The sequence below is a fragment of the Pseudomonas sp. Pseusp9 genome (genome assembly GCF_059491265.1).
This window is the reverse complement of sequence record NZ_CP168500.1, coordinates 1,124,071-1,148,648: the sequence shown is the minus strand read 5'-3', so window position 1 is coordinate 1,148,648 and position 24,578 is coordinate 1,124,071. Positions and strand designations below refer to the sequence as shown.

Sequence of the window (24,578 nt, the reverse complement as noted above, 5' to 3'; positions counted from 1 at the left end):
CTGCTAATGGTTGTCATTTTGGAAAGATCTCCAGCAATCGTGGCGCTATCTTTTCCAGCGGGCGTATTTCCACGGCAGCGTCGATGGCCGCGGCCGCCTTCGGCATGCCGTACACCGCACTGCTGTTTTGGTCTTGTGCGATGGTCAGGTAGCCCTGTTGGCGCATGAGTTTAAGCCCCTGGGCGCCATCACGTCCCATACCTGTGAGCAAAACCCCCACGGCGTCACCGTTCCAGTAACTGGCCACGCTCTCGAAGAACACATCGATGGAGGGCCGGTAGATCTCGTTGACCGGCTCGGCTGTATAGGCCAGCGTGCCGTTTTTCAGCAAGCGAATATGGTGATTGGTGCCGGCCAGCAATACCGTGCCGCTTTGCGGCGGCTCGCCTTCCACGGCCAGGCGCACGTCGAGGCCGCTGGCGCTGCCGAGCCATTCCGCCATGCCAGCGGCAAACACCTGGTCAACGTGTTGCACCAGCACGATGGCCGCAGAGAAATCACGCGGCAGTGCCTTGAGCAAGACCTCCAGCGCTGCCGGTCCGCCCGCGGAGGAGCCGATGGCAATCAGGCGCTTGCGCGAGGCCGAACTGCGCAGAGGGCTCGGAGCGCTAGGCGCCTGCTTGCTCTTTTCGCCGATCAGCCAGCCAATGTTCATGATCTTGCGCAGCAACGGTGCCGCTGCTTCCTGGGCATTGCCGGCACCGAGGGCCGGGGTGTCGACCACATCCAGCGCGCCGTGACCCATGGCTTCAAAGACCCGGTGCACGTTCTGTTGCCGATCCACAGTGACAATGACAATGGCGCAGGGCGTTTCGGCCATGATCCGCCGGGTGGCTTCCACACCGTCCATGACTGGCATGATCAAGTCCATGAGGATCAGGTCCGGCGTCTGTTCGGCACACTTTTGCACCGCCTCCTTGCCGTTGCCGGCGACCCAGACCACCTCGTGCGCCGGCTCGAATGCCAGGGCGCGGCGCAGGGCCTCCACCGCCATGGGCATGTCATTGACGATTGCGATCCTCATGCGCGCGCTCCTCCGATGAGCTCGACCACGGCATCGAGCAAGGCGTCGTCATGAAAACTGGCCTTGGCTAGATAATAGTCGGCCCCGGCATCCAGTCCACGGCGCCGGTCCTCTTCACGATCCTTGTAGGACACCACCATCACCGGCAGCGACTGCAGGCGATTGTCGCGACGCAGCAGCGTGACCAGTTCGATGCCGTCCATGCGCGGCATATCTATGTCGGTGATCAGCAGATCGAAGTCCTCCGAACGCAACGCGTTCCAGCCGTCCATGCCGTCCACCGCAACCGCCACGTCGTATCCGCGATTGAGCAACAGCTTGCGCTGCAACTCTCGCACGGTCAGGGAATCATCCACCACCAGAATTCGCTTGCGGGCCGCCTCGACCACCTGATTGCTGTGACGGGCAATGCGCTCCAGACGCCCGGTGTTGAGCAGTTTGTCCACCGAACGCAACATGTCTTCGACATCAACGATCAGCACCACCGAACCGTCGTCGAGCAAGGCCCCGGCAGAAATGTCCTGCACCTTGCCCAGGCGCTCGTCCAGCGGCAGCACCACCAACGTCCGCTCACCGATAAACCGTTCCACCGCCACACCGTAGATCGCATCGCGCTCGCGGATCACCACGACTTTCAGGGTTTGCCCGCTGTTCTGGCTGGTCGGGCGTTGCAGCAATTGGCTGGCCGCCACCAGGCCGACATGCCGGCCTTCATGCCAAAAGTGCTGACGGCCTTCGACCTGCACGATATCCGCCGGCTCCAGATCGCACATGCGCTCGATGTGCGCCAGCGGGAAGGCATAGGCTTCGTCGCCGACTTCCACGACCAGGCTGCGCACCACCGACAGGGTCAGCGGCACTTCAAGGTGGAAACGACTGCCCTCGCCCGCCGTTTGCTCCAGCACCACCGCGCCGCGCAACTGCCGCACCATGTGCTGGACCGCATCCAGGCCGACGCCGCGACCGGACACCTCGGTGACCGTGTCGCGCAGACTGAAACCGGGCAGGAACAGGAACGTCAGCAACTCCTCTTCGCTCAACTGTGCGGCGGTTTGCGCGGGCGACAAATTTCGCTCAACGATGCTGCGACGGACCTTTTCCAGGTCCACGCCGTTGCCGTCATCGCTCAATTCCAGCACCAGCAGACCGGCCTGATGCGAAGCTCGCAGGCGAATCAGACCTTCAGCCGGCTTGCCCGCCAGCAGGCGTTGTTCCGGAGTCTCGATGCCGTGGTCGACCGCATTGCGCAACAGGTGAGTCAGTGGCGCTTCGAGCTTTTCCAGTACGTCGCGATCAACCTGAGTCTTCTCGCCTTCAATCACCAGCCGCACCTGTTTGCCCAGGTCGCGCCCCAAGTCGCGGACCATTCGTACCTGCCCGGTCAGCACGTCGGCAAACGGCCGCATGCGACAGGCCAGCGCCGTGTCGTACAACACCTGCGCCCGCTGGCTGGCATGCCAGGCGAACTCATCGAGTTCGGCGTTCTTTTCCATGAGCAACTGCTGGGATTGCGCGAGCAAACGGCGCGCGTCCTCAAGGGTTTCCTGAGCCTCCAGGCTCAAGGCATGATCCTTGAGGTGAACGTTGAGACTCTCCAATGCTCGCAAGCTGCTGCTCTGCATGCGCTTGAGTCGCTGCATGGTCGCAAGGTGCGGTTTGAGCCGCTGGGTTTCCACCAGGGATTTGCTCGACAGGTCGAGCAGGCTGTTCAGGCGCTCGGCGGTGACGCGCAGCACACGTTCGCCATTTTCGGTGGTGCGTTTGGTCTTGCGTGGGGCTGGCGGTTCGACGGCAGGCGCCAGCGGCTCGATCCTGGCTTCGGGCGCTTGGAGCTGAAGTTCGGCCATCACCGGCGCAGCAGGAGCAACCAGCGAGGCCGCCGGGTCCAGCAACCGCGCCATCAACGCCACGTAGGCCTCAATGTTCGCAGGCTCAGGGGTGTTGCCCGGCGTGGCGATGCGCATCAGCAAATCGGTGCCTTGCAACAACGCATCGATGTGCTCGGGGCGCAGTAACAGGCGCCCTTCCTGGGCACTGACCAGGCAGTCTTCCATCACATGGGCGACGCTGACCCCGGCATCGACGCCGACAATCCGCGCCGCGCCCTTGAGCGAGTGCGCGGCACGCATGCACGATTCAAGCTGATCGGCCTGGGTCGGGTCACGCTCGAGCGCCAGCAGGCCGGCACTCAAGATCTGGGTCTGGGCTTCGGCCTCCAGGCTGAACAGCTCCAGCAAAGAGGTGTCGCGCATTTGCTCGGGGGTCATGTGAGGCTCCGGGTCACGGCGGACAGCAGCTGTTCTTCATCCAGCCAGCGCAGGCTGCGACCTTTGAATTGCAGCACGCCACGTGTGTATTTGGCGCTGGCTTGAGCACCCGAACGCGATGCGCAATCGAGGATACGCTCGTCGATGGCGTGAATCCCGTCGACTTCATCCACCGGCACCACCACCGGCCCACCATGGGCCGCAATGATCAGCATGCGCGGCATGACCCGCGTGCCGGGTGCCACGTTGCTGGTGCCGTCGAGCCCGAGCAGCTCCACCAGCGACAGACAGGCAACCAGCGCACCGCGCACATTCGCCACGCCGAGCAAGGCGCGGGAACGCTGATGCGGCAAGGAGTGAATGGCTTGCAGCGGCGCCACCTCGACCAGACTGCGGGTCGCGAGCCCCAGCCACTCTTCACCCAGACGGAACATCAGCAGCGAACGGGTTTTCACCTCGCTCTCGACTGCGACGGATACAGGCCCGCGATCTTCCTGCTGCATCGCATAGCGATCGAGCAAGCGTGTGGCGGCCGCCGAGTACACCGCACAATTGCGGCAATGAACATGTTCGGCCAGCAACGGGCAGGACTTGTCGCCGTGGATACCGATGCGGTTCCAGCAGTCGTCGATGGCCTGGGCATCCCGGGTGATGCTGAAGGTGTCGGAGGCGATCATCGTTTACGCTCACTGTCGGCGGCGCGCTCGCTACGGACGGCACGCGCCTGCAATCGTCTGGCTCCCGCCGCATCGCCCTGGGCCTGCAGTAACGCGGCCAGGTGCATCAATGCGTCGGGGTGTTGCGGTTCGAGGTACAACGCCTTGCGATAAAAGCCCTGGGCTTGCAAGACGTTTCCGGCGACATCGCTGAGCAGTCCCAGCCAATAGAACACCTGGGCCACCGGTTCATGACTGCGCAAATAGCTTTCACAAGCAGCCTTCGCCTCGGCGCTTTTGCCTTGGTTGGCCAGCGCGGCGATGTTCGCCAACAGCACGGAGGTATCGGTACCAGAGGTCTTTGGCGCAGCAGCCAGCGGCACGACACTGGCGAATGGACGACTGCGCACAGGTACCGGCGCTGGAGCGCGCAGCGGTTGCGGCACGGGCAAGGGTATCGGAACGAATGCCGGCAAGGGCTCAGGATCCGGACTCCCCTGGCGACTGAACGCGAAGGACTGCGCAATACCGATCGAACGCATCCCCAGGCGCCCCAGCAGACCGCCTTCGGCCGGGCCGATAAACAGCACGCCGTCAACGTGGGTCAGGCACTTGAGCACTTCGAAGACTTGCTTCTGGGTGGGTTGGTCGAAATAGATAAGCAGGTTGCGACAAAACACGAAGTCGAACGGCGGCTCACCAGCCAGCAAGGCCGGGTCCAGCAGATTGCCGACCTGCAAGCGCACCTGTTCCTGCACACGCGGGTTCAGACGATAGCCATCGCCCTCGGCCATGAAGTGGCGGTCGCGAAACGCAATATCGTCTCCCCGAAAGGAATTCTTGCCGTACAAGGCTCGCCTGGCTTTTTCCACCGACAGCGGGCTGACGTCCATGCCGTCGACCTTGAACTGGTGTGGCTTGAGCCCGGCATCGAGCAACGCCATGGCGATCGAGTACGGCTCTTCACCCGTGGAGCACGGCAAGCTGAGAATCCGCAGTGCGCGCAGGTTGTTGATCTCGACCAGACGCTTGCCCGCCAGTTTCGCCAGGGTGGCGAATGATTCCGGATACCGGAAGAACCAGGTTTCCGGAACGATCACCGCTTCGATCAATGCCTGCTGCTCGTCCCGCGAGCCCTGCAAGGTTCGCCAATATTCATCGGCCGAGAGTGCTTGCGAAGCGATGCTGCGCTGACGCACCGCTCGTTCGATGATCGCCGGCCCCACCGAGGTCACGTCGAGTCCGATACGTTCCTTGAGGAAGTCGAAAAAACGCTGATCGGTGTTCATGGCCGATTCTCCAGCAGCGTCGGATCCATTGGCGGCGAGGGAAACAACAATGCGCGCACTTGATCCTCCAGCAGGTCGCTGACCCGTACCCATTGCAGCAAGCCCTGCTCATCCTTGCGGACCGGCCCGAGGTAAGGCGTCTGGCGATTGTCCAGGCCGTAGGGCTGAAAATCCGCCGGATCGCAACGCAAGGTGTCGGTCGCCTGCTCCAGAATCAGCCCGAGCAGTTGTGTCTCGCAGGTTTCATCCGGGCGATAGTTGACCAGCACCAGTCGGGTGCTGGTACGGGCCTGTGCAGGCGTACCGAACGTCAGTGCGCTTAAGTCGATCACCGGGACCACGACCCCCCGATAGGCGAACACCCCGGCGACCCAGGCGGGGGCATGGGGAATGGGCTTCAAGGGCAGGCACGGCAGCACTTCGGCCACTTCGATGGCCTTCAAGGCATAACGCTCGTTGCCGATGCGAAACACCAGAAACAATGCATGCCGCGCCTGCTTCACAGCAGCGCGTTTGGCCGTGATTTCGCTCATCAGACTTTGAATCGCGAAACGCCGCTGCGCAGCCCGACGGCCACCTGGCTCAGCTCATCGATGGCGAAACTGGCCTGGCGCAGAGACTCGACCGTCTGGCTGCTGGCATCACCCAACTGCACCAGCGCATGGTTGATCTGCTCGGCGCCGGTAGCCTGGGCCTGCATGCCTTCGTTGACCATCAGCACTCGCGGCGCCAGCGCCTGGACCTGATGGATGATCTGTGACAACTGCTCGCCGACCTGCTGTACCTCGGACATCCCGCGACGCACTTCTTCGGAGAACTTGTCCATGCCCATGACCCCGGCCGATACCGCCGACTGGATCTCGCGCACCATTTGCTCGATGTCGTAGGTGGCCACCGCCGTCTGGTCCGCCAGGCGCCGCACTTCGGTGGCGACCACGGCAAAACCGCGCCCGTATTCCCCGGCCTTCTCGGCCTCGATGGCGGCATTGAGCGACAACAGGTTGGTCTGGTCAGCGACCTTGACGATGGTGACCACCACCTGATTGATGTTGCCGGCCTTCTCGTTGAGGATCGCCAGCTTGGCGTTGACCAGATCGGCCGCGCCCATCACCGAGTGCATGGTTTCCTCCATGCGCGCCAGGCCCTGTTGCCCGGAGCCGGCGGCGACGGAAGCCTGATCGGCGGCGGTAGAGACCTCAGTCATGGTGCGCACCAGATCCCGGGAAGTGGCGGCGATCTCTCGGGAGGTCGCGCCGATTTCGGTGGTGGTGGCGGCAGTTTCCGTGGCGGTGGCTTGTTGCTGCTTGGATGTCGCGGCGATCTCGGTCACCGACGTGGTGACCTGCACCGACGAACGCTGGGCCTGGGACACCAGAGAAGTGAGCTCGGTCATCATGTCGTTGAAACCGGTCTCTACCGCGCCGAATTCATCCTTGCGCTCCAGGTTCAGACGGCCACTGAGGTCGCCGGTGCGCATGATTTCGAGAATATTCACGATGCGGTTCATCGGCGCCATGATGGCGCGCATCAACAACAGGCCGCACATGCCGGCGGCCAGCACCGCCACCAGCAGGGAAACGCCCATGCTGATCTTTGCCGCGACTACCGCGTCGTCGATGGCGGCGATGTCATGATCGGCCACCGCTTTGTTTTCGCGGATGATGTCGTTGAGTTTCATCCGCCCGGCAGTCCAGACCGGGGTCAGTTGATCGGTGAACAACTTGACCGCTTCAGCTTCCTGGTTCCGCCCGTGCAGTTCGAGCACTGCAGCCAGAATCCTGTTGAACTCCTCGTGCTTTTGTTCGAATACGGCATATTCGACCTTGTCCTCATCCGTCGTGACGGTCTTGCGATAGTTGCTCATCTGCTCCTGCAGGCGCGCCTCGAAAGCCTTGTAGTCCGCGGCGTCTTCACTGTTGACGCCCTGCCCCTCTTTAAAGCCGAGTATTTCCTGAGTCTGCAGGTAAGCATCGACCCAGGCGCTGCGAGTCATGGAGCTGTAGTAAAGCCCCGGCAATGCGTCATCGCGAACGCTGTCCTGGCTTTCCTCAATCTTCAACAACCGCGAATACGAGACGACCACCATCAACAGCATGATGGCGATAATGACCGCAAAACTCGCCAAAATACGTTGGCGCAATGTCCAGTTCTTCACAGTCAATCCTCAGGGCCTGATTCGAAATGCGGGGAGTATAGCCGAGGGCGGTGTTTCATTTATAAGACGGATGCGCGCCACTTCTCATCCCGTTGAAAAAGGCGGATGGGCTCTGGTTTGGGACTGTCCGCCATTTGAGGGGATGAGTGCCAGCGGTGATTGGGTAGAAAGGGGCCGAGGATTGGTCATTGAGGATGCAGACGGGGCTGAAAACACCATCGCGAGCTGGCTCGCTTGTATGGCTGGACCTGAGTAGTTGATCGGGCAATCCACGGGGGTTCATTCGCCGCCACACGACGTTCAACCCGAAACCAAGGCCACCCGCCTGGATCGAAAGTGCCCGATGGCTGCCCGCAAGAGTGCTTCGAGGCGCTGCTCAAGCCCTTGTACGTGCCGCTTGAAACTTGCGGCATAAAGCAGCGTTTCAAAAAAACGATATACACTCTCGCAAATCGATAAAAACAGCCCACCGGGTGCTTTCCCATGATGACCTTGCGTCAGATCCGTCATTTCATTGCCGTGGCCGAGACCGGCTCGATCTCGGCCGCCGCGCAAACCGCGTTCATTTCCCAGTCGACCCTGACCCTGGCCATCCAGCAACTGGAGGAAGAAATCGGCGTCAGCCTGTTCAGCCGCCATGCCAAGGGCATGACCCTGACCCACCAGGGGCATCAGTTCCTGCGTCAGGCGCACTTGATCCTGGCCACCGTGGACAACGCCAAACGCAGCCTGCAACAGAGCACCGACCAGGTCGCCGGGCAGTTGATCGTCGGCGTGACCAGCCTGGTGGCCGGTTATTACCTGGCGGACTTGCTCACCCGGTTCCAGCGCGCCTACCCCAACGTGGAAATCCGCGTGATGGAAGATGAACGCCCGTACATCGAGCATTTGCTGGTCAGCGGCGAGATCGATGTCGGCGTGCTGATCCTCTCCAACCTCGAAGACCGCCACGCCCTGCAGACCGAAGTGCTGACCCACTCGCCGCACCGGCTCTGGCTGCCGGCCCAACACCCGTTGCTGGAGCACGACAGCATCAACCTCGCCGACGTGGCCCGCGAGCCATTGATTCAACTCAACGTCGATGAAATGGACCGCAACGCCCAGCGCATGTGGTCCGCCGCCTCGCTGCAACCGCGCATCACCCTGCGCACCGCCTCGACCGAAGCCGTGCGCAGCCTGGTGGCCGCCGGATTGGGGGTGTCGATCCAGCCTGACATGACTTATCGCCCATGGTCACTGGAGGGCGACATCATTGAAGCCCGGCAGATTGCCGACCTGAGCCAGACCCTCGATGTCGGCCTGGCGTGGCGTCGCGGCACAGCGCGGCCGGCGCTGGTGGACCCATTCCTCACGGTCGCCCGCGAACAACCCCATGGCGGGCGCAAGCCATCTATTTAATCGAACGCCACCTTCAGTATTTAGTATTTGTTGTCCTCGGGGCCGCGCACTAGTCTTGGTACATCTAATAAAGACAGTCGGCCCCCGGTCTCAGGGAGCGCTGCCATGTCTACACAACAAGCCACACAAGCAAAGAGAGCCCGAAAAATGGCTGGTGCGCAGACCCCGTTGTTCACCGCATTGTTGATCGATGGTGAATTGGTTGCCGGTCAAGGTTGCGTCGAACCGATTCTCAACCCGGCCACCGGGGAAGTCCTGACCCGGATCGCCGAAGCCAGTACCGAGCAAGTCGAAGCCGCGATCCTCGCCGCCAATCGCGCCTTTGCCGGTTGGTCCCGCACCACTCCGCAGCAGCGTTCGAACCTGTTGCTGGACATCGCCAACGCCATCGAAAAAAACGCCGACCTGCTGGCCCGCCTCGAATCCATGAACTGCGGCAAACCGTTGCACCTGGCCCGTCAGGATGACCTGAATGCCACGATCGACGTGTTCCGCTTCTTCGCCGGAGCCGTGCGCTGCCAGACCGGCCAGCTCAGCGGCGAATACCTGCCGGGCTACACCAGCATGGTGCGCCGCGATCCGATAGGCGTGGTCGCCTCCATCGCGCCGTGGAACTACCCGATCATGATGGCCGCGTGGAAAATCGCCCCAGCCCTCGCCGCCGGCAACACGCTGGTGTTCAAGCCGTCGGAGCACACACCGCTGTCGATCCTGGCCCTGGCGCCAGCGTTGGCCGAGATCCTGCCACGGGGCGTGATCAACATCATTTGTGGTGGTGGCGAAGGCGTCGGCAGCCATTTGGTCAGCCATCCAAAGATCCGCATGGTGTCGCTGACCGGCGATATCGTCACCGGGCAAAAAATCCTCCAGGCCGCCTCGAAAACACTCAAACGAACCCACCTCGAGCTCGGCGGCAAGGCGCCGGTGATCGTGTGCAACGATGCCGACATTCAGGCTGTGGTCGAAGGCGTGCGCACTTACGGCTATTACAACGCCGGCCAGGACTGCACCGCCGCTTGCCGCATCTACGCACAGGCGGGAATTCATGACCGCTTGGTGGCCGAGCTTGGCGCGGCCGTCGGCAGCCTGCGCTTCGCCGGTAAACGCGACGCCGACAACGAAATCGGCCCGCTGATCAGCACCCGCCAGCGTGACCGCGTGGCCAGTTTTGTCGAGCGCGCCCTCGGCCAGCCGCATATCGAGCGGGTCACCGGTGCAGCCGTGCATTCCGGCGCCGGTTTCTATTACCAGCCGACCCTGCTGGCCGGGTGCAAGCAAAGTGACGAGATCGTCCAGCGCGAAGTGTTCGGTCCGGTGGTCACCGTGACCCGTTTCGATGAACTGGAACAAGCGGTGGACTGGGCCAACGATTCGGAATACGGCCTGGCCTCGTCGGTCTGGACCCAGAACCTCGACAAGGCCATGCAGGTCGCGGCGCGCTTGCAGTACGGCTGCACCTGGATCAACAGCCATTTCATGCTGGTCAGCGAAATGCCCCATGGTGGCCTGAAGCGCTCGGGCTACGGCAAGGACCTGTCCAGCGATTCGCTTCAGGACTACAGCGTGGTGCGGCACATCATGGCCCGCCATGGAGAGCATCTCTGACTAAGCTGATAACAAGCCACCAAAGGCCTGCTTCACCACGTTCAAAACACTGCCCCGACCATAATTAAAGAAGAGGGAATTCCCATGTTCGTGCACAAGACCGCACTGCTCAGTGCAATCACCACCGCGCTGCTGGCCAGCGCCAGCGTCCAGGCCGCCGAGCCGCTCAAAGCTGTCGGGGCGGGCGAGGGTCAACTGGATATTGTGGCCTGGCCTGGCTATATCGAGCGTGGCGAGAGCGACAAGGCCTACGACTGGGTGACCGGTTTCGAGAAGGAAACCGGCTGCAAGGTCAACGTCAAGACCGCCGCCACCTCCGATGAAATGGTCAGCCTGATGGCCAAGGGTGGTTACGACCTGGTCACCGCGTCGGGCGACGCCTCCCTGCGCCTGATCGTCGGCAAGCGTGTGCAGCCGATCAACACCGCGTTGATCCCGAACTGGAAAAACCTCGACCCGCGCCTCAAGGACGGGCCGTGGTACGTGGTCAACAAGCAGACCTACGGCACCCCGTATCAGTGGGGTCCGAACGTGTTGATGTACAACACCAACGTATTCAAGACCGCGCCCACCACCTGGGGCGTGCTGTTCAATGCGGAAAACCTGCCGGACGGCAAGCCGAACAAGGGCCGCGTGCAGGCCTATGACGGCCCGATCTACATCGCCGACGCGGCGCTGTACCTGAAAACCGCCAAGCCGGAACTGGGCATCCAGAACCCCTACGAACTGACCGAGGCGCAATACAAGGCCGTGCTCGACCTGTTGCGTGCCCAGCAGCCGTTGATCCATCGCTACTGGCATGACACCACCGTGCAAATGAGCGACTTCAAGAACGAAGGTGTGGTCGCAGGCTCCTCCTGGCCGTATCAGGTCAACGGCCTGGTGAACGACAAACAACCAATCGCCTCGACCATCCCGAAAGAAGGCGCCACCGGTTGGGCCGACACCACCATGATGCACGCCGAGGCCAAGCACCCGAATTGCGCCTACAAGTGGATGGACTGGTCGCTGCAACCGAAGGTCCAGGGCGACGTAGCGGCATGGTTCGGCTCCTTGCCAGCGGTTCCGGCGGCGTGCAAGGAGAGCGAACTGCTTGGCGCCGAGGGTTGCAAGACCAACGGTTTCGACAACTTCGACAAGATCGCCTTCTGGAAAACCCCGCAGGCTGAAGGCGGCAAGTTCGTGCCGTACAGCCGCTGGACCCAGGACTACATCGCGATCATGGGCGGTAGGTAATCCGCCCCACCCTGTAGGAGCGAGCCTGCTCGCGATGAGGGCATCACAGTCAATAAGCTGCTGACTGACACACCGCCTTCGCGAGCAGGCTCGCTCCTACAGTTGATCTGCGCCGTTGTTGCTACCGCGCTCAGTTTATAGATGTAAGTTTTTTCAGAAGTCCAGGCAGGGCCGCTGCGACGGCCTTCGCCTTTTTGGAGCACCGCACCATGACACTTGCAGTCCAGTTCACCAACGTTTCCCGTCAGTTCGGCGAAGTGAAAGCCGTCGACCGGGTTTCCATCGACATTGAGGACGGCGAGTTCTTCTCCATGCTGGGGCCTTCCGGCTCGGGCAAAACCACCTGTTTGCGCCTGATCGCCGGCTTTGAACAACCGAGCGCAGGTTCCATCCGTATTCATGGCGTCGAAGCCGCCGGGCTGCCGCCCTACCAGCGTGACGTGAACACCGTGTTCCAGGATTACGCGCTGTTCCCGCACATGAACGTTCGCGACAACGTCGCCTATGGATTGAAAGTCAAAGGCGTCGGCAAAGTCGAACGCCAGAAGCGCGCCGAAGAAGCCCTCGACATGGTCGCCCTCGGTGGCTACGGCGACCGCAAGCCGGTGCAACTGTCCGGCGGCCAGCGCCAGCGTGTGGCCCTGGCCCGCGCCTTGGTCAACCGTCCCCGGGTGCTGCTGCTCGACGAACCTCTGGGCGCGCTCGACCTGAAGTTGCGCGAGCAAATGCAGGGCGAACTGAAAAAGCTGCAGCGCCAGCTCGGCATCACCTTCATTTTCGTCACCCATGACCAGACCGAAGCACTGTCGATGTCCGACCGCGTCGCGGTGTTCAACAAGGGGCGTATCGAACAGGTCGATAGCCCGCGCAACCTCTACATGAAACCGGCCACCACCTTCGTCGCGGAATTCGTCGGCACTTCCAACGTGATTCGCGGCGACCTGGCCAGGCAATTGAGCGGCAACCCGCAGCCGTTCTCGATTCGCCCGGAACACGTGCGATTCGCCGACGGCCCGCTGGCCAGTCACGAGATTGAAGTCAGCGGTTTGCTACATGACATCCAGTACCAAGGCAGTGCAACTCGCTATGAGCTGAAACTGGAAAACGGCCAGACCCTGAGCATCAGCAAGGCCAACAACCAATGGCTGGACACCAGCGCACAACACCAGACCGGTCAGCGCATCAGCGCACGCTGGGCGCGCGAGGCAATGATTCCGTTGCACGATACCGTTGCAGGCGGGGTGTGAGATGAACACCGTGGCTATCCCTCAAACTCCGGCCAGCGGCTCGCTGCTGCGCAGGTTTTCCAACCTGCTGTATCGCCGGCCGAATTTTTACCTGTCGCTACTGCTGGTCCCGCCGCTGCTGTGGTTCGGCGCGATCTACCTGGGTTCATTGCTGGTTCTGCTGTGGCAAGGTTTCTACACCTTCGACGACTTCACCATGGCGGTCACCCCTGACCTGACCTTGGCCAACTTCACCGCGCTGTTCCAGCCGTCGAATTTCGACATCATCCTGCGCACCCTGGGCATGGCGATTGTCGTGTCGATTGCCAGCGCTATCGTCGCATTCCCGATTGCCTATTACATGGCGCGCTACACCACGGGCAAGACCAAGGCGTTTTTCTACATCGCGGTGATGATGCCGATGTGGGCCAGTTACATCGTCAAGGCCTACGCCTGGACGCTGCTGCTGGCCAAGGGCGGCGTGGCACAGTGGTTTGTGCAACACCTGGGGCTGGAGCCGTTCCTGCAATTGGTGATGGACATGCCGGGCGTTGGCGGCAGTACCTTGTCGACCTCGCACCTGGGCCGCTTCATGGTGTTCGTCTACATCTGGCTGCCGTTCATGATCCTGCCGATCCAGGCGTCGCTGGAACGCCTGCCGCCATCGCTGCTGCAAGCTTCCGCCGACCTCGGTGCCAAGCCGCGCCAGACCTTCATGCAAGTGATTCTGCCGCTGTCGGTGCCGGGTATTGCCGCCGGCTCCATCTTCACCTTCTCGCTGACTCTGGGTGACTTCATCGTGCCGCAACTGGTCGGCCCGCCCGGCTACTTCGTCGGCAGCATGGTGTACGCCCAGCAGGGCGCCATCGGCAATATGCCAATGGCTGCCGCCTTCACTCTGGTGCCGATCGTGCTGATCGCCATCTACCTGTCCATCGTCAAACGTCTGGGGGCCTTCGATGCACTCTGAGAAAGCCTCAATCGGCCTGAAAATCGCAGCCTGGGGCGGGCTGGTGTTCCTGCACTTCCCGATCCTGATCATCTTCATGTACGCCTTCAATACCGAAGACGCGGCGTTCAGCTTTCCGCCCAGGGGCTTCACCCTGAAGTGGTTCAGCGTAGCGTTCTCACGGCCGGACGTGCTCGAAGCGATCAAGTTGTCGTTGCAGATCGCCTCGATTGCCACCCTGATCGCCATGATCCTCGGCACGCTGGCCTCGGCGGCGTTGTACCGCCGCGACTTCTTCGGCAAGCAGGGCATCTCGCTGATGCTGATCCTGCCGATCGCCTTGCCGGGGATCATCACCGGGATCGCCCTGCTGGCGACCTTCAAGACACTGGGAATCGAGCCGGGGATGTTCACCATCATCGTCGGTCACGCGACCTTCTGTGTGGTGATCGTCTACAACAACGTCATCGCCCGCTTGCGCCGTACCTCCCACAGCCTGATCGAAGCCTCGATGGACCTCGGCGCCGACGGCTGGCAGACCTTCCGCTACATCATCCTGCCGAACCTCGGCTCGGCGTTGCTGGCTGGCGGCATGCTCGCCTTTGCGCTGTCGTTCGACGAAATCATCGTCACCACCTTCACCGCCGGCCATGAACGCACCCTGCCGCTGTGGCTGCTCAACCAGCTCAGCCGCCCACGGGACGTGCCGGTGACCAACGTCGTGGCGATGCTGGTGATGATGGTGACCATGCTGCCGATCCTCGGCGCCTATTACCTGACCCGTGGTGGTGAAAGCGTTGCGGGGAGTGGCGGTAAGTAAATCAGGAACCAACAACGAATATCCCTGTGGGAGCGAGCCTGCTCGCGAAGACGGTATGACATTCAACACAGATGTCGACCGTCAGGACGCTTTCGCGAGCAGGCTCGCTCCCACAGAAAAACAAGATCTGCCTTGAAGAGGACAAATGCCATGCAAACCAAACTCTTGATCAACGGCCAACTGCTCGTCGGCGAAGGCCCCGCCCAACCTGTGTTCAACCCGGCACTGGGTAGTGTGCTGGTGGAAATCAACGAAGCCAGCGAAGCCCAGGTCGATACCGCCGTGCGCGCTGCCGATGCCGCGTTCGATAGCTGGTCGCAGACCCCGCCGAAAGAGCGCTCGCTGCTGCTGCTCAAGCTCGCCGATGCCATCGAGGCCCATGGCGAAGAGCTGGCCAAACTGGAATCGGACAACTGCGGCAAGCCTTACAGCGCCGCACTGAACGACGAGATCCCGGCAATCGCCGACGTGTTCCGTTTCTTCGCCGGCGCCAGCCGCTGCATGAGCGGTTCAGCCGGTGGCGAGTACCTGCCAGGCCACACCTCGATGATCCGCCGCGATCCGGTGGGCGTGATCGCCTCCATCGCGCCGTGGAACTACCCGTTGATGATGGTCGCCTGGAAAATCGCCCCGGCCCTGGCCGCCGGCAATACCGTGGTGCTCAAGCCGTCGGAACAGACTCCGCTGACGGCCCTGCGCCTGGCCGAACTGGCGTCGGCTATCTTCCCGGCCGGCGTACTCAACCTGGTGTTCGGCCGCGGTCCTACCGTCGGCAGCCCGCTGGTGACCCACCCGAAAGTGCGCATGGTGTCGCTGACCGGTTCGATTGCCACCGGTTCGAACATCATTTCCAGCACCGCCGATACCGTCAAACGCATGCACATGGAACTGGGCGGCAAAGCCCCGGTGATCATCTTCGACGACGCCGACATCGATGCCGCCGTCGAGGGCATCCGCACCTTCGGTTTCTACAACGCTGGCCAGGACTGCACCGCTGCCTGCCGCATCTACGCACAAGCCGGCATCTACGAGAAGTTCGTCGAGAAACTCGGCGCCGCCGTCAGCAGCATCAAATACGGCTTGCAGGATGATCCGTCGACCGAACTCGGCCCGCTGATCACCGCGCAACATCGTGACCGAGTCACCGGTTTCGTCGAGCGCGCCGTGGCCCAGCCGCATATTCGTCTGATCACCGGTGGTAAGGCGGTGGAAGGCAATGGCTTCTTCTTCGAACCAACCGTGCTGGCCGATGCGCAGCAGGATGATGAAATCGTCCGCCGCGAAGTGTTCGGGCCGGTGGTGTCGGTGACCAAGTTCAACGATGAAGCGCAAGTGCTGGGCTGGGCCAACGATTCGGACTACGGCCTGGCGTCGTCGGTGTGGACCGCCGACGTCGGCCGCGCCCATCGCCTGTCGGCTCGCCTGCAGTACGGCTGCACCTGGGTCAACACGCACTTCATGCTGGTCAGCGAAATGCCTCATGGCGGTCAGAAACTGTCCGGTTATGGCAAGGACATGTCCATGTACGGACTGGAGGACTACACCGTCGTTCGCCATGTGATGTTCAAGCATTAAAAAATGCATCGCCTGTAGGAGCGAGCTTGCTCGCGATGGACGTCAACGTTGACGCGGGGATCCTGACGCCCCGCGGTGTCCTCAGGTTTTTCGCGAGCAGGCTCGCTCCTACAGCGAATGGCTCACCTCGGTTTCAAGGCAGAAACCGGCAATACGCACCACCAGGCTCCACCCCAAAGAAGACATAACAATAACCACCGATCCGGGCGGTGCCCTCAAGGCCCCGCCACGGTTTCGGACATCCGAAATCTGCCGATTTTCCGGAGAAATACACATGAGTGCATCACCCGATCTCTCTGCAGTCGTTGCCGACAGCGATGCCGAGCAACTACGCAAGCTGGGCTATACCTCCAACTTCAATCGCAGCATGAGCCTGTGGGAAAACTTCGCCCTGGGCTTCACATACCTGTCCCCGGTCGTAGGGGTCTATACCCTGTTCGGCCTGTGCCTCGCTGCGGGCGGGCCACCGATGTTCTGGGCATATTTGCTGGTCGGTTGCGGCCAGCTGCTGGTGTGCCTGATCTTCGGCGAAGTGGTCTCGCAGTTCCCGATTTCCGGCGGTGTGTATCCATGGGCCCGCCGTCTGGTGGGCAAGCGCTGGGCGTGGATGGTCGGCTGGATCTACTCCATCGCCCTGTGCGTCACCATCGCCGCAGTTGCCGTGGGTGCCGGTCCGTACCTGGCAGCCATGATGGGCTTCGAACCGAGCAACAATACCAACATCATCATCGCCCTGTTCCTGACGCTGTTCGCCACCCTGGTCAACCTCAGCGGCACCAAGGTGCTGGCGCGGATCGCCATGTTCGGCTTCCTCTGTGAACTGGTCGGCGCAGTCATCGTTGGCGTCTACCTGCTGATTTTCGAGCGTCATCAATCGATCAGCGTGTTGTTCAACACTTTCGACATCAGCGTCGACGGCTCGTACCTGCCGGCGTTCCTCACCGCTTCGCTGGCGGGGATGTTCCTGTACTACGGCTTCGAGGCCTGCGGCGACGTGGCCGAAGAAACCCCGAACCCGAGCAAGAAAATTCCGGTGGCCATGCGCATGACCATCTACATCGGCGGCGTCGCGGCAATGTTCGCCTGCCTGGCACTGATCCTGGCCGTGCCAGACATGCAAGCAGTGATCAACGGCACCGACAAGGACCCGGTCACCACCATCCTCAACAACGCCTTTGGCCCGATCGGTTCGAAAGTGGTGATGGGTGTGGTGATGATTTCCTTCATCTCCTGCGTGATCAGCCTGCAAGCGGCGGCCAGTCGTCTGCTGTATTCCTATGCTCGTGATGAAATGGTCATCGGCAGCCGACTGCTGAAGAAGATTTCCCCTACGACTCAGGTTCCAGTTGCCGCGCTGTTCGTGTCCGGCGTCCTGCCGGCACTGATCATCATCCTCGGCTTCTTCCTGCAAGACGCGGTGGCCACCATCGTCAGCTTCGCGGCAATCGGCATCTACCTGGCGTTCCAGATGATCGTGCTCGCGGCGCTGTACGCCCGCATGAAAGGCTGGAAACCGAGCGGCAAATTCACCCTCGGCGCCTGGGGTTGGGCGGTGAACATCGGCGCGCTGGTCTATGGTGTCGGAGCCATCATCAACATGGCCTGGCCACGTACGCCGGATGCTGCGTGGTACATCAACTACGCGATGGTGCTCAGTACCGCCATCGTGATTGGTTTGGGCTTGCTCTACATGTGGATCGCCAAGCCGTATGACCACGGCACTGCGCCTGCCGGGGATGCCTGGAAGGTCAGTCGCTGACTGAGTTTGCCCCGGTACCGAAGGGTGCCGGGGCAATAGGAGTAATCCAATCATTTCGCAACATTTTCCTCCCGTCTCACGCCAGTATCTCCAGCTAGAGTTTCGTCACGAATGCACGCTGCATCGGTTGACGAATCCGACGGTAAAGCCTAGGGTGTTTACGTTGTTTACAGCGTATACACATTTGGAGAGCCATCATGGCCTCACCCGTTTTGTCTTTTCGCGTCGAAGAACAACTGGCACAGCAGCTGGATTTACTGGCTGCGGCCACCGACAGAGATCGTCAGTACCACCTCAAGCGTGCATTGGTTCGATATGTGGAAGCCGAGTCCTGGCATCTGCAAGCCATCAGTGAAGGCATCGCCGATGCCGACGCGGGGAAACTCACCGATCTGGATGCCGTGAAGGCTAAGTGGGCAAAACGTGCCGAGCGTAGTACTGACTGAAAAAGCCGATAGCGATCTCGATACCATCCACGAGCACTACCGAAAGGTAGTTGGCGCACAAACCGCTCTCGAAATCATTTCCACGATTTTGCAATCCTTTGAACTGTTGGAACAGTTTCCCGGCTCGGGCAGGCCTTCAGGCATGCCCGATGTCCGAGAGTTGGTGCTTGGCCGTTATCCCTATATCGTTCCTTACCGATTCGCCCAAGGCCAGGTACAGGTTTTGCGCGTTTTGCATCAGCGATCCGAGCACTCCAGGGATTGGTAGATGAGGGCATCCCAGCCAGACGGGAATGCCCCATTGTTCAAAACCGCGAAACACTCCTCATCGCATCCACCAGATACCGCATCGCAATCCTGTCGCTCTCCGACAGTTCCCGATAGCGCTCCACCAGCTTGATTTCCTCGCTATTGAGCCGGCGTCTTCGTCGCCCCAAGGCCAGACACGGAAAGATTCCCAACAGCTCGGCGATGTTCTGTACTTTCGACATGGACGATGTCCTTCTGAACGTCAAAGAAAACTGCAAAAAAAAACCGCATCGCCCTCCCCCTTTTCAGCAGCCGCAACGTGCCGACTGAACCGCACCGGCCTTTCGGGCATAGACCGGTCATGCACACAGAATAGAAATAATCCGGGCGCTGAAAAGAGGTTTTTAGAGTAATTAGTCGAAAAAGGCAGAAATACCCTTTAATTCAGAAACCACTGTCGGAATTGTTTCCCGACATGACTTGTTTCATTGCCGAGGCGGCGCAGTGCTATCAATCAATTTTGCTCGGCAATCGAACGGTTTAAGCTATCCGGCATCTGTTTCAAAGTCCGTTGCGTTTGGCCGAAGGCATGTCCGAACCGATATTTCTGATCCAGCACGTGCCAGGAACGGCGCGGGATTGTTCACGACAGGTTGTATTTATGCACCGCAGGAACTTGCTCAAAGCCTCCATGGCCATTGCCGCCTACACCGGCTTGTCCGCCACGGGCCTGTTGGCCGCCCAGGCCTGGGCCGCCAACGCCGGTACCGCTGATGGCGAGGCCACCGCGTTCGACTTCGAAGCACTGAAAATCCAGGCCAGACAGCTCGCCAGCAATCGCTACCAGGACACCAAGCAACAGTTGCCGCCGACCCTGGCGAGCATGACGCCGCAGAACTTCAACGCGATCCGCTACGACGCCAACCACTCGTTGTGGAATGACCTGAACGGTCAGCTGGATGTGCAGTTTTTCCACGTCGGCATGGGGTTCAAGCAGCCGGTGCGCATGTACAGCGTCGACCCCAAGACCCGCCAGGCGCGTGAAGTGCATTTCCGCCCGTCGCTGTTCAACTATGAAAACACCACGGTCGACACCGCACAGCTCAAGGGCGACCTGGGTTTCTCCGGCTTCAAGTTGTTCAAGGCCCCGGAACTGGACAAGCACGATGTCGTGTCTTTCCTTGGCGCCAGTTACTTCCGTGCGGTGGACGCCACTGGGCAGTACGGCCTGTCGGCCCGGGGCCTGGCCATCGATACCTACGCCAAAAAACGTGAAGAATTCCCCGACTTCACCAAGTTCTGGTTCGAGACGCCGGACAAGGACAGCACCCGCTTCGTGGTTTACGCCCTGCTCGATTCGCCGAGCGCCACCGGTGCCTACCGCTTCGATATCGACTGCCAGGCCGAGCGCGTGGTGATGGAAATCGACGCCCACATCAACGCACGCACAGCCATCGACCAGCTGGGCATTGCGCCAATGACCAGCATGTTCAGCTGCGGTACCCACGAACGCCGGATGTGCGACACCATTCACCCGCAAATCCATGACTCCGATCGCCTGGCCATGTGGCGCGGCAACGGCGAGTGGATCTGTCGCCCGCTGAACAACCCGGCGACCCTGCAATTCAACGCCTTCGCTGACAAGGATCCGAAAGGTTTCGGCCTGGTGCAGACCGACCACGAGTTCGCCAGCTATCAGGACACCGTCGACTGGTACAGCCGTCGCCCGAGCCTGTGGGTCGAGCCGACCACCGCATGGGGCGAAGGCTCGGTCGACCTGCTGGAAATCCCCACCACGGGCGAAACCATGGACAACATCGTCGCCTTCTGGACACCGAAGAAACCGGTGGCTGCCGGCGATTCGTTGAACTACGGCTACAAGCTCTACTGGAGTGCATTGCCACCGGTCGGCACGCCGCTGGCGCGGGTCAATGCCACCCGTTCCGGGATGGGAGGCTTCACCGAAGGCTGGGCACCGGGCGAGCATTACCCGCCAGTCTGGGCCCGTCGTTTCGCCGTGGACTTCACCGGCGGTGGTCTGGACCGCTTGCCCGAAGGCGCGGGCATCGAGCCGGTGGTCACTTGCTCGAACGGCGAGGTCAAGGATTTCAGCGTACTCAAGCTGGATGACATCAAGGGCTACCGCATCCTGTTTGACTGGTACCCGACCAATGACAGCACTGATCCTGTCGAGCTGCGCCTGTTCATCCGCACCAACGACCGTACGCTGAGTGAGACCTGGTTGTACCAGTACTTCCCGCCAGCACCGGACAAGCGCAAATACCCCTGATGGCCGGGTAGCACCCCGCCACCATTCGGTTTTCCGAACGCGACCTGACGGTCGGTTCGGTTAACCGGATCACACCACTGAAATTTCAGCGCAAAAAATATTTAATTCCCTTATAAATCAATACTTTGATTAATTCAGACTGGTCTGGCACGAGTCATGCTCTACACTTCTTCGACGAATGTCCTTAGCGCCAACGCTCAGTAGCGCTCAGGTGTTTTGCAGCACAAAAGGGCCGATGAACTGGCTCCATAAAAAAAACAATGTCGAGGAAAATTTGATGCGCATCGTTCCCCACATCCTGGGCGCAGCCATTGCTGCCGCTCTGATCAGCACGCCAGTTTTCGCCGCCGAACTGACCGGCACCCTGAAGAAGATCAAAGAGTCCGGTGTCATCACCCTGGGCCATCGCGACGCTTCCATTCCGTTCTCCTACATTGCCGACGCTTCCGGCAAACCGGTCGGCTACTCCCACGACATTCAGCTGAAAGTCGTTGAAGCCCTGAAAAAAGACCTCGACATGCCGAATCTCCAGGTCAAATACAACCTGGTGACCTCGCAAACCCGCATCCCGCTGGTGCAGAACGGCACCGTGGACCTCGAGTGCGGCTCCACCACCAACAACGTCGAGCGTCAGCAGCAAGTTGACTTCTCTGTCGGCATCTTCGAAATCGGTACTCGCCTGCTGTCCAAGGCTGACTCCAAGTACAAGGACTTCCCGGATCTGGCCGGCAAGAACGTCGTGACCACCGCAGGTACCACGTCCGAGCGCATCCTGAAGTCGATGAATGCCGACAAGCAGATGGGCATGAACGTCATCTCCGCCAAGGACCATGGCGAGTCCTTCCAGATGCTGGAAACCGGCCGTGCCGTCGCTTTCATGATGGATGACGCCCTGCTGGCGGGTGAAGCGGCCAAGGCCAAGAACGCGAAAGACTGGGCTGTAACCGGCACTCCACAGTCTTTCGAAATCTACGGCTGCATGGTGCGCAAAGGCGATGAGCCGTTCAAAAAGGCCGTGGATGACGCCATCAAGGCCACCTACGCTTCGGGCGAGATCAACAAGATCTACGACAAATGGTTCATGCAGCCAATCCCGCCAAAAGGCCTGAACCTGAACTTCCCGATGAGCGACGAACTCAAGGCCCTGATCGCCAATCCGACCGACAAAGCGGCTGACGACAAGAAGTCCTGATTTTCTGACTAACCTTATCTCCTGAGAGGGCCCTGGCCCTTTCAGGAGGTGGTCACTTCCTGCTGGCATTTTTTGGAAACACTCGAACCGGTGGCTGTCGAGCCGGGGGCGTGTGCCTGATCGTAAAGATCAGGCGGGAACGGAGCTTCCCCCAAGCGGGCACTTGTACATCGATTGACTGAGGGGAGACCCTAATGAATTACAACTGGGACTGGGGCGTGTTCTTCAAGTCCACCGGCGTGGGCAGCGAGACCTATTTCGACTGGTACGTGTCCGGTCTGGCCTGGACCATCGGTATAGCGATCGCGGCCTGGATCATCGCCCTGACACTGGGCTCGATCCTGGGCGTCATGCGCACCGTGCCGAATCGCATCGTATCGGGCATCGCCACCTGCTACGTCGAACTTTTCCGTAACGTGCCGCTGCTGGTTCAGCTGTTCATCTGGTACTTCCTGGTACCCGATCTGCTGCCTGCCGACCTGCAAGAGTGGTACAAGCAGGACCTGAACCCGACCACTTCGGCCTTCCTCAGCGTCGTCGTGTGCCTGGGCCTGTTCACCACAGCCCGGGTTTGCGAACAGGTGCGCACCGGTATCCAGGCCCTGCCCAAAGGCCAGGAATCCGCGGCCCGCGCCATGGGTTTCAAGCTGCCGCAGATCTACTGGAACGTGCTGCTGCCCCAGGCCTACCGGATCATCATTCCGCCGCTTACCTCGGAATTTTTGAACGTGTTCAAGAACACCTCCGTGGCTTCGCTGATCGGCTTGATGGAACTGCTCGCGCAGACCAAACAGACCGCCGAGTTCTCCGCCAACCTGTTCGAAGCCTTTACCCTGGCAACGCTGATCTACTTCACCCTGAACATGAGCCTGATGTTGCTGATGCGCCTGGTCGAGAAGAAAGTCGCTGTACCTGGCCTGATTTCCGTAGGGGGTAAATGATGGAATTCGACTTCTCGGGCATCATCCCGTCCCTGCCGGGCCTGTGGAACGGCATGATCATGACCCTCAAGCTGATGGCCATGGGCGTGGTCGGCGGGATCATCCTCGGCACGATACTGGCGCTGTGCCGTCTGTCGCACAACAAACTGCTGTCGAACCTGGCCGGCGCCTACGTCAACTACTTCCGCTCGATCCCGTTGCTGCTGGTGATCACCTGGTTCTACCTGGCGGTGCCGTTCGTGCTGCGCTGGATCACTGGCGAAGACACGCCGATCGGCGCATTCGCCTCGTGCATCGTGGCGTTCATGATGTTCGAAGCGGCGTACTTCTGCGAAATCGTCCGCGCCGGTGTGCAGTCGATTCCCAAGGGCCAGATGGGCGCTGCCCAGGCACTGGGCATGACTTACGGCCAGATGATGCGCCTGATCATCCTGCCGCAAGCGTTCCGCAAGATGACGCCGCTGTTGCTGCAACAGAGCATCATCCTGTTTCAGGACACCTCGCTGGTCTACGCCGTCGGCCTGGTGGACTTCCTCAATGCTTCGCGCGCCAGTGGCGACATCATTGGCCGCTCCAATGAGTTCCTGGTCTTCGCCGGTCTCGTGTACTTCATCATCAGCTTTGCCGCCTCGCAGCTGGTCAAGCGTCTGCAAAAAAGGTTCGCCGTATGATCTCTATCAAAAGCATCAACAAGTGGTATGGGGACTTCCAGGTACTGACTGATTGCAGCACCGAGGTCAAAAAAGGCGAAGTGATCGTGGTATGCGGGCCATCCGGTTCCGGTAAATCGACCCTGATCAAGTGCGTCAATGCACTGGAACCGTTCCAGAAAGGCGACATCGTGGTCGACGGCACCTCCATCGCCGACCCGAAGACCAACCTGCCGAAACTGCGTTCGCGCGTGGGCATGGTGTTCCAGCACTTCGAGCTGTTCCCGCACCTGACCATCACCGAAAACCTGACCATCGCGCAGATCAAGGTACTGGGCCGCAGCAAGGAAGAAGCCACCAAAAAAGGTCTGCAACTGCTCGAGCGCGTCGGTCTTTCGGCCCACGCCCACAAGCACCCTGGCCAACTGTCCGGCGGCCAGCAGCAGCGTGTGGCGATTGCCCGTGCGCTGGCGATGGACCCGATCGTCATGCTGTTCGACGAACCGACCTCGGCGCTGGACCCGGAAATGGTCAACGAAGTGCTCGACGTGATGGTGCAACTGGCCCACGAAGGCATGACCATGATGTGCGTGACCCACGAAATGGGCTTCGCCCGTAAAGTGGCCGACCGCGTTATTTTCATGGACGCCGGCAAGATCATCGAAGACTGCCCGAAAGAGGAATTCTTCGGCGACATCAACCACCGTGCCGAGCGTACACAGCACTTCCTCAACAAGATTCTGCAGCACTAAAAGCTGTACGCCCCTCCCCCTGTAGGAGCGAGCCTGCTCGCGATGAATTCAAAGACACCGCGTACATCCAGGATGAACGCGTCATCGTTGAAGACCATC

22 protein-coding genes are annotated in these 24,578 nt (G+C 60.7%); 15 read left to right on the top strand and 7 right to left on the bottom strand.

Translation table 11 applies throughout. The annotated features are described in order from the left end of the window. Positions 1-13: 13 nt before the first annotated feature. Genes ACEN8E_RS05040 through ACEN8E_RS05015 form a run of 6 tightly spaced genes read right to left on the bottom strand, consistent with a single transcriptional unit; the run spans position 14 to position 7,391 of the window. Positions 14-1,024 carry a chemotaxis response regulator protein-glutamate methylesterase gene (locus ACEN8E_RS05040; RefSeq protein ID WP_495591685.1) on the bottom strand — a complete coding sequence of 337 codons (1,011 nt, stop codon included), beginning with the start codon at positions 1,022-1,024 and terminating at the stop codon, positions 14-16. Next, positions 1,021-3,291 carry a hybrid sensor histidine kinase/response regulator gene (locus ACEN8E_RS05035; RefSeq protein ID WP_495591684.1) on the bottom strand — a complete coding sequence of 757 codons (2,271 nt, stop codon included), beginning with the start codon at positions 3,289-3,291 and terminating at the stop codon, positions 1,021-1,023. The genes ACEN8E_RS05040 and ACEN8E_RS05035 overlap by 4 nt, the downstream gene beginning before the upstream one ends. After that, positions 3,288-3,968, bottom strand: coding sequence for a chemotaxis protein CheW (locus ACEN8E_RS05030; RefSeq protein WP_495591683.1), 681 nt, complete (start codon positions 3,966-3,968; stop codon positions 3,288-3,290). Before ACEN8E_RS05030 ends, ACEN8E_RS05035 begins: the two co-directional genes overlap by 4 nt. Further along, on the bottom strand, positions 3,965-5,236 hold the full coding sequence (locus tag ACEN8E_RS05025) for a CheR family methyltransferase (protein ID WP_495591682.1): 1,272 nt from the start codon (positions 5,234-5,236) through the stop codon (positions 3,965-3,967). Before ACEN8E_RS05025 ends, ACEN8E_RS05030 begins: the two co-directional genes overlap by 4 nt. Next, on the bottom strand, positions 5,233-5,769 hold the full coding sequence (locus ACEN8E_RS05020) for a chemotaxis protein CheW (protein ID WP_495591681.1): 537 nt from the start codon (positions 5,767-5,769) through the stop codon (positions 5,233-5,235). The genes ACEN8E_RS05025 and ACEN8E_RS05020 overlap by 4 nt, the downstream gene beginning before the upstream one ends. After that, a complete protein-coding gene (locus ACEN8E_RS05015) occupies positions 5,769-7,391 on the bottom strand; it encodes a methyl-accepting chemotaxis protein (protein ID WP_495591680.1) in 1,623 nt (540 codons plus the stop codon). The genes ACEN8E_RS05020 and ACEN8E_RS05015 overlap by 1 nt, the downstream gene beginning before the upstream one ends. Before the next feature lie 483 nt (positions 7,392-7,874). Between ACEN8E_RS05015 and ACEN8E_RS05010 the strand changes: the two genes are divergently transcribed. The 10 genes from ACEN8E_RS05010 to ACEN8E_RS04965 all read left to right on the top strand — a co-directional run bounded on the left by ACEN8E_RS05010 (position 7,875) and on the right by ACEN8E_RS04965 (position 18,673). Continuing rightward, a complete protein-coding gene (locus ACEN8E_RS05010; RefSeq protein ID WP_429366005.1) occupies positions 7,875-8,789 on the top strand; it encodes a LysR family transcriptional regulator in 915 nt (304 codons plus the stop codon). Positions 8,790-8,936: 147 nt separating this feature from the next. Then, a complete protein-coding gene (locus ACEN8E_RS05005) occupies positions 8,937-10,394 on the top strand; it encodes a gamma-aminobutyraldehyde dehydrogenase (RefSeq protein ID WP_495591679.1) in 1,458 nt (485 codons plus the stop codon). Between the two features lie 84 nt (positions 10,395-10,478). Next, the gene (ydcS, locus tag ACEN8E_RS05000) at positions 10,479-11,630 is read left to right on the top strand and encodes a putative ABC transporter substrate-binding protein YdcS (protein ID WP_429366007.1); all 1,152 of its coding nucleotides are present in this window, start codon (positions 10,479-10,481) and stop codon (positions 11,628-11,630) included. 209 nt (positions 11,631-11,839) lie between these two features. Then, a complete protein-coding gene (locus ACEN8E_RS04995; RefSeq protein WP_495591678.1) occupies positions 11,840-12,877 on the top strand; it encodes an ABC transporter ATP-binding protein in 1,038 nt (345 codons plus the stop codon). A gap of 1 nt (position 12,878) precedes the next feature. Then, a complete protein-coding gene (locus tag ACEN8E_RS04990) occupies positions 12,879-13,826 on the top strand; it encodes an ABC transporter permease (protein ID WP_495591677.1) in 948 nt (315 codons plus the stop codon). Next, positions 13,816-14,625, top strand: a complete 810-nt coding sequence (locus tag ACEN8E_RS04985; protein ID WP_495591676.1) for an ABC transporter permease — start codon at positions 13,816-13,818, stop codon at positions 14,623-14,625. The genes ACEN8E_RS04990 and ACEN8E_RS04985 overlap by 11 nt, the downstream gene beginning before the upstream one ends. Before the next feature lie 150 nt (positions 14,626-14,775). Beyond that, the gene (locus tag ACEN8E_RS04980; protein WP_495591675.1) at positions 14,776-16,200 is read left to right on the top strand and encodes a gamma-aminobutyraldehyde dehydrogenase; all 1,425 of its coding nucleotides are present in this window, start codon (positions 14,776-14,778) and stop codon (positions 16,198-16,200) included. A 274-nt stretch (positions 16,201-16,474) separates the two neighbouring features. Continuing rightward, complete coding sequence (locus ACEN8E_RS04975) at positions 16,475-17,959, top strand: APC family permease (RefSeq protein WP_495591674.1); 1,485 nt, start codon at positions 16,475-16,477, stop codon at positions 17,957-17,959. A 197-nt stretch (positions 17,960-18,156) separates the two neighbouring features. Continuing rightward, positions 18,157-18,405 (top strand): CopG family ribbon-helix-helix protein, encoded by a 249-nt coding sequence (locus tag ACEN8E_RS04970; protein ID WP_008021026.1) that lies wholly within the window; start codon positions 18,157-18,159, stop codon positions 18,403-18,405. Beyond that, complete coding sequence (locus tag ACEN8E_RS04965; RefSeq protein ID WP_495591673.1) at positions 18,383-18,673, top strand: type II toxin-antitoxin system RelE/ParE family toxin; 291 nt, start codon at positions 18,383-18,385, stop codon at positions 18,671-18,673. Before ACEN8E_RS04970 ends, ACEN8E_RS04965 begins: the two co-directional genes overlap by 23 nt. Positions 18,674-18,710: 37 nt before the next feature. On the opposite strand, the gene ACEN8E_RS04960 is transcribed toward ACEN8E_RS04965, so the two are convergent. After that, the gene (locus tag ACEN8E_RS04960; protein ID WP_495591672.1) at positions 18,711-18,896 is read right to left on the bottom strand and encodes a hypothetical protein; all 186 of its coding nucleotides are present in this window, start codon (positions 18,894-18,896) and stop codon (positions 18,711-18,713) included. Between the two features lie 419 nt (positions 18,897-19,315). Between ACEN8E_RS04960 and ACEN8E_RS04955 the strand changes: the two genes are divergently transcribed. The 5 genes from ACEN8E_RS04955 to ACEN8E_RS04935 all read left to right on the top strand — a co-directional run bounded on the left by ACEN8E_RS04955 (position 19,316) and on the right by ACEN8E_RS04935 (position 24,479). Beyond that, the gene (locus tag ACEN8E_RS04955) at positions 19,316-20,944 is read left to right on the top strand and encodes a glucan biosynthesis protein D (RefSeq protein ID WP_495591671.1); all 1,629 of its coding nucleotides are present in this window, start codon (positions 19,316-19,318) and stop codon (positions 20,942-20,944) included. Between the two features lie 277 nt (positions 20,945-21,221). Then, positions 21,222-22,136 (top strand): glutamate/aspartate ABC transporter substrate-binding protein, encoded by a 915-nt coding sequence (locus ACEN8E_RS04950; RefSeq protein ID WP_495591670.1) that lies wholly within the window; start codon positions 21,222-21,224, stop codon positions 22,134-22,136. A gap of 194 nt (positions 22,137-22,330) precedes the next feature. Next, positions 22,331-23,077: an amino acid ABC transporter permease gene (locus ACEN8E_RS04945; RefSeq protein WP_111281261.1), complete on the top strand. Its 747-nt coding sequence runs from the start codon at positions 22,331-22,333 to the stop codon at positions 23,075-23,077. Beyond that, entirely contained in the window at positions 23,077-23,748 is a 672-nt protein-coding gene (locus ACEN8E_RS04940; protein ID WP_495593274.1) for an amino acid ABC transporter permease, read from the top strand. The genes ACEN8E_RS04945 and ACEN8E_RS04940 overlap by 1 nt, the downstream gene beginning before the upstream one ends. Next, complete coding sequence (locus ACEN8E_RS04935; protein ID WP_495591669.1) at positions 23,745-24,479, top strand: amino acid ABC transporter ATP-binding protein; 735 nt, start codon at positions 23,745-23,747, stop codon at positions 24,477-24,479. Before ACEN8E_RS04940 ends, ACEN8E_RS04935 begins: the two co-directional genes overlap by 4 nt. Positions 24,480-24,578 lie beyond the last annotated feature (99 nt).